Origin of the sequence: uncultured Jatrophihabitans sp., from assembly GCF_964252635.1 — a bacterium.
Lineage (GTDB): Bacteria > Actinomycetota > Actinomycetes > Mycobacteriales > Jatrophihabitantaceae > Jatrophihabitans.
In genome coordinates, this window is record NZ_CAXUNP010000040.1 from 1 (window position 1) to 14,119 (window position 14,119).

16 protein-coding genes are annotated in these 14,119 nt (G+C 70.6%); 9 read left to right on the forward strand and 7 right to left on the reverse strand.

The annotated features are described in order from the left end of the window. From ACFFCA_RS15620 to ACFFCA_RS15630, 3 genes are all read right to left on the reverse strand, one after another. The coding region (locus tag ACFFCA_RS15620; RefSeq protein ID WP_375486406.1) for a Gfo/Idh/MocA family protein at window positions 1–815 on the reverse strand (815 nt) is incomplete at its 3' end. Next, the gene (locus ACFFCA_RS15625; RefSeq protein ID WP_375486408.1) at window positions 812–1,693 is read right to left on the reverse strand and encodes an alpha/beta fold hydrolase; all 882 of its coding nucleotides are present in this window, start codon (window positions 1,691–1,693) and stop codon (window positions 812–814) included. The genes ACFFCA_RS15620 and ACFFCA_RS15625, both read right to left, overlap by 4 nt. 10 nt (window positions 1,694–1,703) lie before the next feature. Then, on the reverse strand, window positions 1,704–2,855 hold the full coding sequence (locus ACFFCA_RS15630) for a thiolase family protein (RefSeq protein WP_375486472.1): 1,152 nt from the start codon (window positions 2,853–2,855) through the stop codon (window positions 1,704–1,706). A 131-nt stretch (window positions 2,856–2,986) separates the two neighbouring features. Here ACFFCA_RS15630 and ACFFCA_RS15635 point away from each other — a divergent pair, with 131 nt between their 5' ends. Together ACFFCA_RS15635 and ACFFCA_RS15640 are read left to right on the forward strand one after the other, a co-directional pair. Then, complete coding sequence (locus ACFFCA_RS15635) at window positions 2,987–3,274, forward strand: hypothetical protein (protein ID WP_375486410.1); 288 nt, start codon at window positions 2,987–2,989, stop codon at window positions 3,272–3,274. 15 nt (window positions 3,275–3,289) lie between these two features. After that, a complete protein-coding gene (locus ACFFCA_RS15640; RefSeq protein WP_375486412.1) occupies window positions 3,290–3,778 on the forward strand; it encodes a CoA transferase in 489 nt (162 codons plus the stop codon). A 15-nt stretch (window positions 3,779–3,793) separates the two neighbouring features. On the opposite strand, the gene ACFFCA_RS15645 is transcribed toward ACFFCA_RS15640, so the two are convergent. Next, window positions 3,794–4,834, reverse strand: coding sequence for a DUF2889 domain-containing protein (locus tag ACFFCA_RS15645; RefSeq protein WP_375486414.1), 1,041 nt, complete (start codon window positions 4,832–4,834; stop codon window positions 3,794–3,796). Between the two features lie 114 nt (window positions 4,835–4,948). Here ACFFCA_RS15645 and ACFFCA_RS15650 point away from each other — a divergent pair, with 114 nt between their 5' ends. Continuing rightward, window positions 4,949–5,182: a hypothetical protein gene (locus ACFFCA_RS15650; RefSeq protein WP_375486416.1), complete on the forward strand. Its 234-nt coding sequence runs from the start codon at window positions 4,949–4,951 to the stop codon at window positions 5,180–5,182. A 39-nt stretch (window positions 5,183–5,221) separates the two neighbouring features. Here the strand turns inward: ACFFCA_RS15650 and ACFFCA_RS15655 are convergent, their stop codons facing one another. Then, complete coding sequence (locus tag ACFFCA_RS15655) at window positions 5,222–5,401, reverse strand: hypothetical protein (RefSeq protein WP_375486418.1); 180 nt, start codon at window positions 5,399–5,401, stop codon at window positions 5,222–5,224. Between the two features lie 96 nt (window positions 5,402–5,497). Further along, window positions 5,498–6,292, reverse strand: a complete 795-nt coding sequence (locus ACFFCA_RS15660) for an SDR family NAD(P)-dependent oxidoreductase (RefSeq protein WP_375486420.1) — start codon at window positions 6,290–6,292, stop codon at window positions 5,498–5,500. A gap of 72 nt (window positions 6,293–6,364) precedes the next feature. Here ACFFCA_RS15660 and ACFFCA_RS15665 point away from each other — a divergent pair, with 72 nt between their 5' ends. From ACFFCA_RS15665 to ACFFCA_RS15675, 3 genes are read left to right on the forward strand one after another with little or no spacing between them, the layout of a single operon-like run. Further along, window positions 6,365–7,180: a mycofactocin-coupled SDR family oxidoreductase gene (locus tag ACFFCA_RS15665; protein ID WP_375486422.1), complete on the forward strand. Its 816-nt coding sequence runs from the start codon at window positions 6,365–6,367 to the stop codon at window positions 7,178–7,180. A 45-nt stretch (window positions 7,181–7,225) separates the two neighbouring features. Beyond that, entirely contained in the window at window positions 7,226–8,020 is a 795-nt protein-coding gene (locus ACFFCA_RS15670) for an SDR family oxidoreductase (RefSeq protein WP_375486424.1), read from the forward strand. Further along, the gene (locus ACFFCA_RS15675; protein WP_375486426.1) at window positions 8,017–9,507 is read left to right on the forward strand and encodes an MFS transporter; all 1,491 of its coding nucleotides are present in this window, start codon (window positions 8,017–8,019) and stop codon (window positions 9,505–9,507) included. The genes ACFFCA_RS15670 and ACFFCA_RS15675 overlap by 4 nt, the downstream gene beginning before the upstream one ends. Here ACFFCA_RS15675 and ACFFCA_RS15680 read toward each other — a convergent pair. Continuing rightward, complete coding sequence (locus ACFFCA_RS15680; protein ID WP_375486428.1) at window positions 9,480–11,009, reverse strand: AMP-binding protein; 1,530 nt, start codon at window positions 11,007–11,009, stop codon at window positions 9,480–9,482. The genes ACFFCA_RS15675 and ACFFCA_RS15680 overlap by 28 nt on opposite strands. Window positions 11,010–11,120: 111 nt before the next feature. On the opposite strand from ACFFCA_RS15680, the gene ACFFCA_RS15685 reads away from it, so the two are divergent. From ACFFCA_RS15685 to ACFFCA_RS15695, 3 genes are all read left to right on the forward strand, one after another. After that, a complete protein-coding gene (locus tag ACFFCA_RS15685) occupies window positions 11,121–11,567 on the forward strand; it encodes a nuclear transport factor 2 family protein (protein WP_375486430.1) in 447 nt (148 codons plus the stop codon). A gap of 111 nt (window positions 11,568–11,678) precedes the next feature. Continuing rightward, a complete protein-coding gene (locus tag ACFFCA_RS15690; RefSeq protein WP_375486432.1) occupies window positions 11,679–12,341 on the forward strand; it encodes a TetR/AcrR family transcriptional regulator in 663 nt (220 codons plus the stop codon). Between the two features lie 64 nt (window positions 12,342–12,405). Beyond that, complete coding sequence (locus tag ACFFCA_RS15695; RefSeq protein ID WP_375486434.1) at window positions 12,406–14,100, forward strand: OB-fold domain-containing protein; 1,695 nt, start codon at window positions 12,406–12,408, stop codon at window positions 14,098–14,100. Window positions 14,101–14,119: the final 19 nt, after the last annotated feature.

Here is a 14,119-nt window from a genome sequence, read left to right on the forward strand (position 1 = left end):
CCCCGTCCCCCGGCACCGACGATGGTCCCGTCGGCCCCGAAGGCCTCGAAGCGCCAACCCGCAGTGTGCGCCCCGACCACCGACGCGCTGACCTCGGCCCGCGCCCCGCCGGCGAGCCGCAGGATGAGCGTCGTCGTGTCGTCGGCGGTGACGTCGATCGTGCTGCCGTCCGCCAGCGTGATGGACGGGATCGAGGTGTGCACGTCGGCACAGACCTCGAGCGGCTCGCCGAACATCGTGCAGATCCAGTCGATGTCGTGCGACAGCATGCCGGCCAGGTAGCCACCGCCCTGGTCGACGTCGTACATCCACGGGGACTGCGGCTTGTGACTGGGGTGCCAGTAGCTCGCACTCTGCACGAGGCGGCTGAAGTACGGCGCGCCCAAGTAGCCCGCGCGCACCATGTCCCACACCGGCAGACGGTCCGCCGCCCAGCGCAGTTCGAAGCAAGTCGCCGTCACCTTCCCGCTGTTCTCGGCCGCGTGCACCATGTCCTGGGCCTGGGCTGCGGTGACCGCGAGCGGCTTCTCGCACAGGACGTGCTTCCCCGCGGCGAGAGCGGCCAACGTCATGCTGTGATGCAGCTCGACCGGTGCCGCGACCGACACGACGTCCAGGTCGTCCCGGCGGACGAAGGACTGCCAGTCCGTCTCGGTGTCGGCGACACCCGCGCTCTCGGCCGCCCGGGCGAGCCGCTGCGGGTCGCGGGCACAGAGCGCGACGACCTCGAACCCGTCGACGATCCCGTAGGCCGGGGCGTGGACGAGTGAGCCCCACCCGGTGCCGATGATGCCCACCCTCAGGTTGCTGCTCATGCCCGGCTCCTCTCGCGACGCCGCGTGGCGCCGAGTTCCAGGACAGCCCGCAGCGCGCCGATCAGCAGCAACGGCTGGTCCAGCATCGGGTGGTGGCCGGCGGCCGGCAGCTCCACGACGTCGAGCGACGCCCCGAGCCGCTCGCGCGCCTGCTGCACCCGGCGCGCCGAGAGGATCCCTTGCTCGCTGTGCAGCAGCACGAGCGGACACCGCACCCGGTCGAGCGCGTCGCCGAGCGTGCTGGCGCGGCCGAAGAACCCGGGGTCGAACTTCCACGTCCACCCGCCGTCGACCTGACGCAGCGAGTGCCGCGCGACCCGGTCACGGACGAAGGGCAGGTTGCCGTCCTGCGGAGGCAGCGTCGCCCACCGCGAGACTGCGTCGTCGGGGCCGGGATAGACGAGCGTGGGCCGCCGGCGACGCGCGAGCAGCTCCTCGTCGTGCCGGCGGTCGGCCAGGGGCGAGTCGACGAGCACGACCGCGCCGACCGATTCCGGCCGGCGCGCGGCGCACATCACGGCCACCCGGCCCCCCATGCTGTGCCCGACGACGACGGCGGGGGGCCCGCCCGCGGCGGCGAGCAGGGCCGCGGCCTCGACCTCGTCGGACCACACCTCGGTGCTGTAACTGCCGCGCCATTCGCTGTCGCCGTGCCCGCTGAGGTCCACCGCGACGACGAACCGGTCGACGGCGAGGAACGGCGCGACGTGGTCCCACCAACCGGCGTGCGCGGCGCCGCCGTGCACCAGGACGATGCCCGGCTGTCCGGGCTCGCCCCAGGTCCGCAGGCGCACGCGGCACCCGTCGATCTCGACGTCGCGCAGCTCCGGGGCCTGACCCACCGCACGGAGGAACCAGTCCGGTGACGCCTCGGCCACGGCTGCCGACCTAGATCAACTCGAGGATCGTGGCGTTGGCCAGACCGCCGCCCTCGCACATCGTCTGCAGCCCGTACCGGATGTCGTTGTCGACCATGTGGTGCACGAGAGCGGTCATCAGGCGGGCGCCGGACCCACCCAGCGGGTGACCGATGGCGATGGCACCACCGTTGACGTTGAGCCGCTTCTCGTCGGCGCCGGTCTCGGCCAGCCAGGCCAGCGGCACCGGCGCGAACGCCTCGTTGACCTCGAATGCCCCGATCTCGTCGATCGACAGCCCGGCCTTGGCCAGCGCCTTGGCGGTGGCCGGGATCGGTGCGCCGAGCATCATCACCGGGTCGTCACCGGCCAGCACCGCCGTGTGCACACGGGCCAAGGGCCTCAGACCCATGGCGGCGGCGGTCTCGGACGTCATCATGAGCAGCGCGCCCGAGCCGTCACTGATCTGCGAGGAGTTGCCGGCGTGGATCCGGCCGTTCTCGACGAAGGCAGGCTTGAGCCTGGCCAGCGTGTCCACAGACGTGCCCCGACGCAGGCCCTCGTCCACCGTCAGCGTCGAGCCGTCCTCGAGCGGGACCCCGAGGATCTGGCTCTCGAGCCGGCCGCTGTCGATCGCGTCGGCCAGCAGCTCATGCGAGCGGGCGGCGAACTCGTCGAGCCGCTCGCGACTGAAGCCCCACCTGTCGACCATCATCTCGGCGCCCACGCCCTGGTTGAACTCCGTGTCGTAGCGCGTGCGGATGCCGGGGCTGGTCGGCGTCCCGAGCTCCGGGTTGGACACGCTGGCACCGATCGGGATCCTGCTCATGACCTCGACGCCTCCGGCGACGACCACGTCGTACTGGCCCGACACGAGGCCCGCCGCGGCGAAGTGCACGGACTGCTGCGAGGACCCGCACTGGCGATCGATCGTGGTCGCCGGTACGGACTCCGGCCAGCCGGCGGCGAGCACCGCGTTGCGGCCGATGTTGTTGGCCTGTTCACCGGCCTGCTGCACGCACCCCCAGATGACGTCGTCGACCTGAGCCGGATCGAGGTTGTTGCGCTGCGCGAGTCCGGTCAGCACGTGCGCCGACAGGTCGACCGGGTGCCAGGTGGACAGCGAGCCGTTGCGCCTGCCGATCGGGGTGCGAACCGCGTCGACGATCACCGCGTCACGCATCGCCATGGGACCTCCTCGGGTCGCCGCACAGCCCCGGACGGAGCAGGCGCGGGTCTGAATCAGGTAACTCATTGCACCTTACAACGACCCAACGTCCTGGGGCAGATCCCGCCATGTGCAACTTCGGTGTCGTGCCACCCCCGGAGGAGATGCGCGAGCTGCCCGACGCGCAGCTGCGCTCGATGGCCCTCCGCCTCACGATCGCCGCCAACAAGGGCGGCACCCAGCCGGACGGCATCTCGGCGCTCACGGTGGGCACGGCGCTGGCGCTGGCCGCCCTGATGCAGGCCCGAGGTCAGGGCGGTCGACACCTGCAGACCTCGATGCTGCTGTCCACCGCCCATGCGTTGTCCGAGACCATGCTAGAGAACGCGAAGAAGCCGAATCCCCCGTCCGCCGATCCCGAGACCCTGGGCTAGCACGCGCTGTACCGGTTGTATCCGACGGCGGACGGCTGGATGTTCCTGGCCGCGCCGGGCCGGCGCGACTGGCAGCGGCTGACCGTGGCGATGGCGGACTGGCTGCCCGAGTTGGCCGGCCCGGCATGGCGCTCCCCGCACTACCGCGCCGAGCACGACGCAGAACTCGTGCTCATGCTCGAGAAGGCGTTCGGCCAGCAGGCGGCACCCGCCTGGGAACGGCACCTGCTCGCCGCCGACGTCGGGTGCGTGGTGGCCGAGGACCGGCCGATGGAGTCCAGTCTGCTGGGCGAGTTCGGCCAGCAGTCCGGCTTCGTGCAGAACGCGTACAGCCCGGTCTTCGACGTGTACCCACGGCTGGGACCGCTGGTCGAGTTCTCGCGTTCGACCACCCTGTGCCAGGGCGGTTGCACGGCCGGTCAGCACACCGATGAGATCCTGGCGGCCCTCGGGTACCCGGCCGACCGCGTCGCCGAGCTCAGGCAGCAGGGCGTGGTCGGGTGACCCGGGGGCGGCCCGTCAGGCCACCAGCGCGGCAAGCGCCGTGACGTCCTCGAGCGACCGCAGGGCGTCGTTGAGGTGCGTGCAGGTCGTCGTGCCGTAGAAGTCGGCGCGGACCAGCGCCCGTAGGTCGTGCAGGGTCTGACCCACGAGCCGCTCGCCGCTCGCCGCCGCGCTCGGACACTCGACCCAGGGCAGGACACGTGGGGTGCAGCGCAGCGACAGGATCTGCAGGCTGTCCGGATTGAGGACGGCCGCCAGCTCGTACTCGTGGATGATCGTCTCGGTACCGTCGGCCCGCAGGTAGGAATCCCGGAACATGGCGTCGAGCTCCACCACGACCGAGCCGTCGGCACGTGCAGCCGGGGTCACGTCCAGCCGTCGACGACGTCGCATGGCGCCCGGGGCGAGGTCCGGCATCTCGTGCCATCCCCACGGGTCGTCACCCTCGAGCCGCGGCGCGACCGGCCCCGTCACCACCGGCGCACGACCCCGGCGAAGGACCTCCAGCATGATCGTGGCCGAGTCGGCGAATCCGGCGCACTGGTTGGCCCGACCGGACAGCACGTCGACAGGCACGTGCCGGCTGAGCCTGGCGTCCTCCTCGGGTGTGCCGGCGTCCGCCGCGGCGACGGCGATCGCGTGACCCGAGATGAGGACACACACCGGGATGTCGTCGAGCAATAGGTGCAACGGTGTGCAGTGCTGCGCCTCGGCGGCGTAGGCCTCCTTCATGCGGCCGCGAAAACCCGACCCTGCGGACGCCCCGATTAGGCTCTGCGCGGCCGTGGCGTCGCCGGCGATCAGCCCGACGAGCGTCTGGCCGGCGGGGTAGTCGACAACCGCAGCCATCGTCGCGTCCGCGACGACCCGAGGGCGGCCCACACCCGGAGCGGTGTACAGGTCACGGGCCCGACCACTCAGGTGCAGCACGCCCTCGGGACCGCCGGGCCGCACCATGTCCGTGCTCAACGTGCGACGTATCGAACCCGCCGTGCGGGCCGGCGTCACGGTGGTGGGGTCGTGCAGGCCGTGCCGGGGATGCACCATCTGCGACATGACGCCTCCCCGCTGCTTGCCTTCGATGTGTACGCCGTCTGCCTTCGAAAAACCTACGCCCGTGGCGCTCATGGATCACACGGCGTTGTGACGATCCGAACGACGGGAGGCGTCGTGTCCGACGACATCTTCAGCGAGCGGCCGCAGGAGTTCTTCCAGGCCAGCTTCCTCACCAACGGGTACTGCGATGCGCAGACCATCCTGCCGGTCGACGGCCACTACGCATGCCATTGCACGTGCGGACGGTGGGACGTCGTAGCCGACGACGAACCCGCAGGGCTGGCCCTGGCTCGCGAGCACACGCGCGACCTGACTCAGCGACTGCTGGCGCAACGCTCCGCCTCCTGACGGACCCGGCGGGCCGACCTCGACCGCCCCCGTCGCGGGTCATTCGCCCACGCCGGACCCGCCGTCCTGCTCGGTGTCGCCGGCCGCCTGCTCGTCCTGCTGCGCCGGTTGCTCGTCGGTGGCCTCGGCGTCCGCCCTGGGTCGACTGTGCACGCCGTGCGCCTCGGAGTGCAGGCTCATCTCGTCGGTGATGGCTTGACTCGTGTCCAGACCTGACATGGCACTCCTCGGGTCGAGCCCGGCGTCGGACCGGGCCAAGTGGCATTCCGCTTACCTGGTCAACTGTTCCCGACCTGACGGCTCGCCTACCGACTGCTACACGCGGCGAGTGAACCCGCCGTCGACGAGCAGGGTCTGCCCGGTGACGAAGCTGCTGTCCGCGGAGCACAGGAACAGCGCGGCCGACGCGAGATCGGCCATCCGTCCCGGGCGCCTGATCAACTGCCCCGAGACGAGCTGGTCCTGGACGCCCAGGCGCACGGGATCCTCCATCCAGGCGACCGCGGACTCGGAATCGACGAGGCCGGGGGCGATGCCGTTGACCCGGATGCCGTCGTCGGCGAACTCGGCGGCGAGGGACAGCGTCAAGGAGTTGAGCGCGAGTTTCGACACGCCGTAGGCGCCGTTGGCCGAGTACGCGGCCATCGAGGAGTGGTTGAGGGCGGCCGCGCCCGTACGCCCCGACATCGCAGGTCTGCAGGCCAGCGCGCAGGTCAGCGCCCCCAGCACGTTGACGTCGAGCACGCGCCGCCAGTCGGCCACGGCATCGAGGGTGAAGGGCAGTTGCGCGTGTTCGAGGTGAATGCCCGCGTTGTTGACCAGGACGTCGACACCCCCGAAACGCCGCGTGGCAGCGTCAACGGCCACGGCCGCCTGGTCCGCGTCGGTCACGTCCACGGTGGCCGAGACCGCGTCGGCGCCCTGCTCGCGCAACTCGGCAGCGACCTTCTGGGACAGGGCGCCGTCCAGGTCCGTGATCACGAGCGTGGCGCCCTCGTCCGCGAAGCGGAACGCGTAGTGCCGACCGATCCCGGCACCGCCGCCGGTGATCATGACGACACGGCCGGCGAACCGGCGGGTTCCCGCTCTGACGTCGTGCGTGGAGTTCATCCACCGTCCCTTTCTGCCGACCGTCCCATGGCGAACTTGAACAGTTTACTGATTAACCTCTATGGTCACGACATGTCGGGACGGGTACAGGGCAAGATCGCGCTCGTGACCGGGGCGGCGCGCGGGCAGGGCCGGGCGCACGCCGTGCGACTAGCCGACGAGGGCGCGAACATCATCGCGATCGACATCTGCGCCCCGGTACGCGGCGTCACGTACCCGGCCGCGACCCCGGCGGAGCTGCGCGAGACGGTCGCCATGGTCGAGCAGCGTGATCGACGCATCGTCTCCGTCGAGACCGACACACGCGACTTCGACGCCCTTCGTGCGGCGGTCGACTCCGGCGTCGAGCGTCTCGGCGGCCTCGACATCGTCGTCGCGAACGCCGGGGTGTGCATCCCGGCGGAGTGGCAGGACGTCACGCCGGAGATCTTCCGGGACACGATCGACGTGAACCTGGTCGGGACCTGGAACACCGTGATGGCCGGGGCGCCTCACCTCGTGCGCCGCGGCGGAGGTTCCGTCATCCTGACCAGCTCGGTCGCCGGACTGAAGGGTCTGCCGTTCCTGGTGCCCTACGTGGCGAGCAAGCACGGCGTGACCGGTCTCGCCCGGGCCTTCGCACACGAGTTGGCGAAGGACAACGTGCGGGTGAACAGCGTCCACCCGACGGGCGTCGACACACCCATGGGTGTCACCGACGGCCCCTCGGCGATCGAACTCGGTATCGAGCACAACCCGCGCATCGGAGCCATGTTCACCAACAGCCTGCCGATCGACGTCACCGAGTCGAGCGACATCAGCAACGCGGTGCTCTTCCTGGCGTCGGACGAAGCCCGCCACATCACCGCCGTGGCGCTGCCCGTCGACGCGGGCAACAGCCAATTCTGAAATCTGCGCCGACCGCGCCCGCCCCGCCCAGAGAGGTCACCCGTCATGGATCTCGGCATCGCCGGCAAGGTTGCGGTCGTCTCGGGGGGCAGCAAGGGTCTCGGTCGCGCGGTCGCGGAGGAACTCGCCCGTGAGGGCGCGCTCGTCGCCGTCGCCGCCCGCGGGCGTGACGCGCTCGACGCGACGGTGGCGGCGATCCGTAGGGACGGTGGGAGCGCGATTGGCGTGCAGGCCGACCTCACCGTCAGGGAGGACATCCTGCGCGTGGTCGACACCGCGCGCACCGAGCTCGGCCCGGTCGCGATAGCGGTGTTCAACGTCTACGGCCCGACCCACGGTCGCTACGAGCAGGTCACCGACGACGCCCTGCGCTCGGCGTACAACGACATGGTGATGTCGCTGCACTGGCTGACCGGAGCGGTGCTGGACGACATGAAGGCGGCCGGGTGGGGACGCCTCGTCACGTTGAACTCGATGGCGGCCAAGGAGGTCCACCGTGACCTGCCGCTGTTCACGGCCAACCTCACCAGATCGGCTGCGGTGTCGTTCAACAAGACGCTGTCGGCGGAGGTGGCGCAGCACGGCATCACCGTCAACACCATAGGTACCGGCAGCTTCGTCACCGACCGCTTCAGCTCCTACATGAAGCAACAGGCCGCCGAGCGCGGCATCGCGTACGACGCGTTCGACGCGATGCAGAGCGATATCGTGCCCCTCGGACGGATCGGGTACCCGGAGGAGATGTCGGCGGTGGTGGCCTTCCTCTGCTCGGCCCGGGCCAGTTTCGTCACGGGTCAGTTCGTGGTCGTCGACGGTGGCCAGGTCCGTACGGTCCTGTGACACGCCGCGGCACGCGACGGACGGCGCCGACCTCGCTCACGACGCTGGTCCTGTGCCTGTGCGGAACGGTCGCCGCGCTGCTGCAGACCATCATCGTGCCGGTGCTCGGCAAGCTCCCGCTCCTGCTGCACACCTCGTCCGCGAACGTCAGCTGGCTGGTCACGGCCACCCTGCTGGCCTCGACGGTCACCACGCCCGTCGCCGGTCGGCTCGCGGACAGCTACACGAAACGGCGCATCCTGCTGGCCTGCCTCACCAGCATGACGGCGGGTTCGCTGCTGGGCGCCGTGTCGGGCGAGCTGGCACTCGTCATCGCGGCACGCGCGCTGCAGGGCACCGGGCTCGCGCTGATCCCGGTCGGCATCGCCGCGCTGCGCGACGAGCTGCCCGCCGATCGCGTCCCGTTTGGGATCTCCGTCATGAGTGCCACCATCTCGATCGGAGCCGGCGTCGGGTTGCCGCTCGGCGGGTGGATCGCCGAGCATCTCGACTGGCACTGGTTGTTCTGGGTACCCGCCGGCTCCGGTCTGGTCATGTTTTGTGCGGTCGCCGTCGTGCTGCCACCACGGCGCGGAGGCTCCGGTGGACGGTTCGACGTCATCGGCGCGCTGGGGCTGGCCGGCGCCCTCACGGCTCTGCTGCTCGCGCTCTCCCGCGGTGACCTCTGGGGGTGGACGTCGGGCTCGACCCTCGGCTGTGCCGCCGGCGGAGTCCTGCTGCTGGCCGGGTGGGTGCCGTGGGAGCTGCGGGTGCGTCGACCCCTCGTCGACCTACGGCTCGCCGTCCATCCCGCGCTGGCGGTCGTCAACGTGGCCGCCGCGTTCGCCGGCCTCGGCATGTTCGCCAACCTGCTCGTCACCACGCAGGTTCTGCAACTGCCGACGGCCACCGGTTTCGGCCTCGGACGCGGGACGCTCGCGGCGGGCGTGCTGATGGCGCCGGCGTCGCTGATGATGCTGTTCGTGGCGCCGTTCACCGCCATCGGCATCCGCCGGTTCGGCGCACACGTCACCCTCGCGGCCGGTGCGGGGCTGATGGCAACGGCCTACTCGGTGCGGTGCCTGACAGATTCCAACCTGCACAACCTCATCGTCAGCATGCTGGTCGTCGCGCTGGGGACAGCGCTGGTGTACGGCGCCATGCCGGCGCTGGTGCTCAGGGTTGCGCCACCGGCACAGGCCGCGTCGGCGAACAGCGTGAACACCCTGATGCGCGCGTTCGGGACCGCCAGCACGAGCGCGGCGCTGGCGGCCGCGACCACCGCCCGGCACCAACGGATCGACGGCGTGTCGTACCCGACCCAAGGCGCCCTGACGCTGGTGTTCTGGCTGGCCGCGGCCAGCTGCGGGCTGGCAGCGCTGCTCATGGCCCCCCTCATCGTGCGCCGGACGCTGCTGGCGACCTACGTCGCGAACGACGACCACCCGTCGACCGCGCCGCCCCCGACGCGCTCCCGAGCTCAGGAACCGCTGGCGGCCGAGAGGTAGGCCCGCACCTCCCGCCGCAGGATTTTGCCGCTGGGCAACCGGGGCAGCGACTCCACGAACACCGTCCGCCGCGGCAGCTTGAACCGGGCGAGGGTGCGTCCCGCGTGGTCGAGCAGTTCAGCGACCAGGGCGTCGTCGCCCGTGACGCCGGCGATCGTCTCGACCGCGGCGACGACGACCTGGCCGAGGTCGTCGTCGGGTGCACCGACGACGGCGGCGTCGGCGACGGCCGGGTGCATGGCCAGCGCCTCCTCGACCTCGCGGGGATAGATGTTCACCCCGCCGCTGATGATGAGGTCGGCGCGACGGTCGACGAGGAAGAGGTAGCCGTCCTCGTCGAGGTAACCGAGATCGCCGATCGTGCTCCACCCGCGATGATCGTGCGCGCGGGCGGTCTGCTCGGGATCGTTGTGGTACTCGAAGTCCCGGGGGCTGTCGACCCAGATCTGCCCGATCTGCCCGGTTGCCACCTCCTGCCCGTCCTCGTCGACGATGTGCGGTATGCCCACCAACGCCCGCCCGACCGTTCCCGGGTGCGCCAGCCATTCCCGGGAGTCGACCGTGAAGAACCCGTTGCCCTCGGAGGCGGCGTAGTACTCGTGCACGATCGGGCCGAACCAGTCGATCATCGCGCGCTTGACGGTCGGTGGGCACGGGGCAGCCGCGTGCACGACGACCTGCAGACTGCTGAGGTCGTACGCGGCACGGACGTCCTCGGGCAGCCTGAGCATGCGCGTGAACATGGTGGGCACGAACTGGGCGTGGGTGATCCGGTACTGCTCGATCAGGGCGAGGCAGCTCTCGGGATCGAAGCGGTCCATCAGCACGGCCGTGCCACCCAGCGACTGCGTGCCGAGCGACCAGCCCAGGGGTGCGGCGTGGTACATCGGGCCGGTGGACAAGTACCGGGTGGTCTCGTCGAACCCGAATCGCTCGGCGAGCAGCGGCTCGACGCCGAGCGGGGTGCCGAACGTCGTCGGGGGCAGCGCCGGCTTGACGCCCTTCGGCCGTCCGGTCGTGCCCGACGAGTAGAACAGGTAGTGGCCGTTCGGTTCGGTCGCCGGACGCGTCGGCGACGCGTCGGCCACGGCGTCCGCGAACGCCTCGAACTCGGCGATCGCACCGCCCGCGGCGAGCCGGATCCTGAGCCCGGGACAGGCGTCGGACAGCTGGACCGCGAGACCCGCCAGCGCCATTTCGGTGATAAGGGCCGTAGCGCCTGAGTCGCGTGCGATGTGCACCGCCTCGGCCGCGGTCAGGTGCCAGTTGACCGGCACGAAGTAGAGACCGGCGCGCTGCGCGCCCCACGCCGCGACGCAGAACAGTGCCGAGTTGGGCAGGAGGATCGCGACCGTGTCGCCGGGCACGAGGCCACGGGCCGCGAACAGGCTGGCGAGACGGCGGGACGCGTCGTCGAGCGCGCGGTAGGTCATGGTGGTGCCTCCGGACTCGACGCTGGCAAGCGCGTCGGGCCGCTGGGCGGCGGTCAGGGACAGGTGCACAACGGATCCGTTCGGCCGGTCGCGGGTCGATCCCGCGTTCCATTATCGTCGAATCAGCTGGATAAGCTAGCGGTATAAGGCTCGCCGACCGGGAGACGAGGGATCGACCACATGACCGAGACGCTGCACACGCTGACGGCGAAGTCGCAGATCGGGGAGGCCATCGCCCGCTACGGCCACTACGCCGATCACCAGGACTGGGACGCGATTCTCGACCTCTTCGCCGACGACGCGGTCTTCGACACGTCCACGGTGTACGGCCGGCAGTGGCGGGGCAAGGCCGAGCTGCGCGAGTTCTACGAAGGGGCCAGGATCGCGGTCGCACACCACGTCACTCCCCCGGTCATCGACGTCGCCGACGAGGCGACGGCCCAAGCGCAGGCCAAGATGCTGGTCTTCTGGCGACGACAGGTGTTCTCGGTCGACTACGTCTGGACCTTCGTCGCGCAGGACGGCCGCTGGCTCATCGCGCACCAGTCCATCGAGATCGTGGGCAGGGCGGAGTTCGACGTCGCATCGAGGTCGTCGCCTGACTCCGCGGCGTCGGGCGGACGGTGACGGTCGGCTCCACGATGCCGGCTGCCAGGGGCCGTCTACCCTGAATGCGCTTCACCCGGTCGTTCGCAGAGGCAGCCTGCGCACGGAGGCAGCCTGCGCACGGAGGCAGTGATGGCCGACGACGGCGCACGTGAGTTCCGTTGGGCCAACACGAGGTCGCTGGACACGGCGTCCGTCGTCCGTGTCGCACGGCAGATCGTGGCTGCAGAAGGCTTCGCAGCGTTGAGCATGCGCGCCATCGCTCGCAAGCTCGACGTGTCGCCGATGGCGGCGTACCGGCACGTCGGCGACAAGAACTCGCTGGTCGCGCTGCTCGTCGACGACGTCCTGACGCCCGTGCAAATCCCCGGCCCGGACTTCGGATCGCGAGACGAGCGCCTGCTGGAACTCGGCCGGCGCGGCGACGACGCGATGAGTGCCTGCCCGGGCATCCAGCTCAAGGTGTTCACGGTCCGCCCGACCGAGCAGGGCTGGCGGTTGATGAACGGATACGTGCAGATCCTGCTCGACGCCAGTTTCTCGGAGCGCGAGGCGGCGCTGGGTTTCAGCATCCTGCACGCCCACGCCCTGGGCCGGGCCGCCCTGGAGGACGCCATCACCGCCCGGCCCCCTACCGAGCGGCGCAGCGTGGACCCCCCGGCGAGCGCGCCGGCGATGCGGCGGATCCGAACCCAGTGGCCGCAGCTGCACCGAGCCGACTTCCGCGCCTTCGCCCACGAGGTCGTCCTCGCCGGTCTGCACGACCTGCGACGCATCGAGGCCGAGCGCAGCTGACCAGTACCGGTCGAGCGCTGCACTTGCCCTGGCAGCCAATCTAAATATATACCTGAATAATCTGATGCCGGTTCTTGGCGTCACCGCCGCCGTCGTCCACGGATCAGAGGTGCTCATGCCGGACCGTCCTGTTCCCCAGCCCACGCTCGCGAGCGCCGAGTTCTGGGCCGCGGGTCGCGACAGCGTGCTGCGTATCTCGCGCTGCGGCCAGTGCCGTCGGTACTTCCATCCACCGGGGCCCATGTGTCCGTACTGCCGCAGTCAGCAGGTGTCCCTGGAGGCTGTGTCAGGCCGCGCGACCGTGGCCGCCGTGTCGGTGAACCATCAGACCTGGACGCCCGCGCTGCCTCCTCCGTACGCCGTGGCCATCGTGGCCATCGACGAGGACAGCGGCGCACGTCTGACCACCAACATCGTCCACTGCGACCCCGACTCCGTGTACATCGGCCAGCAGGTGCGCGTGTTGTTCGAACAACGCGGCGAGGTGTTCCTGCCCATGTTCGAACCCGACCCGGAGCGCAGCGGAGAGTCCGGCCCGGTACCCGAACCCCGCGACGTCACCCGACGCCTGCGCTCCCCCGCCTCGACGCGCAAGTTCGAGGACGACGTCGCGATCACCGGCGTCGGTCAGTCCCGCGTCGGCCGTCGGCTCATGGTCGACCCGGTGGCGCTCACCGTCGAGGCCTGCTTGGCCGCGGTCGAGGACGCCGGCCTGTCGCTCGACGACATCGACGGACTGTCCACCTACCCCGGGGCCGCCGGACCCGGCTTCTCCGAAGGCGGGGTCACGCCGGTCGAGGAGGCGCTGCAGCTGCGGCCGGTCTGGGTCAACGGGGCCGCCGAGACGCCCGGGCAGAACGGGTCGATCATGGCGGCCATGCTCGCGGTGTCCGCGGGTCTTGTCCGCCACGTCCTGTGTTTCCGCACCGTGTGGCAGGCGTCGTACTCGGCCCTGGAACGAGCTGGGCAGTGGCCGGCCTCGACCGACGCCGCGACCGGCATGATGGAGTGGCGCGTGCCGTTCGGTGCTCTGTCGGCAGCCCAGTGGATCGGCATGAACGCCTCCCATTACATGCACCGCTACGGGGTCGGACGTGAGGCCCTCGGATGGATCGCCGTCAACAACCGGGCCAACGCCGGGCTGAACGACGAGGCCCTGTACCGCGAGCCGATCACGATGGACGACTATTTCGACGCGCGCATGATCACCACGCCGTTCGGCCTGCTCGACTGCGATGTGCCGTGTGACGGCGCCGTCGCCGTCGTCGTCTCGGCCGCCGAGACGGTTCCCGACCTGCGCAAGCCGGGCGTGTTCGTGGAGGCGGTCGGCACCCAGATCCTCGAGCGGGTGTCGTGGGACCAGGACACGCTCGCGCACATGCCGCAGTCGCTCGGTCCGTCCGCGCACCTGTGGACGCGGACGTCGCTTCGTCCAGCTGATGTCGACATGGTGCAGCTCTACGACGGCTTCACCTTCAACGCGTTGTCCTGGCTCGAGGGGCTCGGGTTCTGCGGCCTCGGCGAGGCAACGGACTTCCTCGACGGCGGGCGGACCATCGCCCTGGACGGCGCCCTTCCGATGAACACGTCAGGTGGCCAGCTGTCGGCCGGGCGCCTGCACGGCTACGGCTTCGTCCGCGAGGCGGTCCTGCAACTGCGCGGCGAAGCCGGCGCGCGACAGGTGCCCGACGCCCGGGTGGCCGCGGTGACCGCGGGCGGCGGCATCCCTTCGGGGGCGATGTTGCTGCGCCGGGACTAAGCCCGGCCGTCGACGAAGG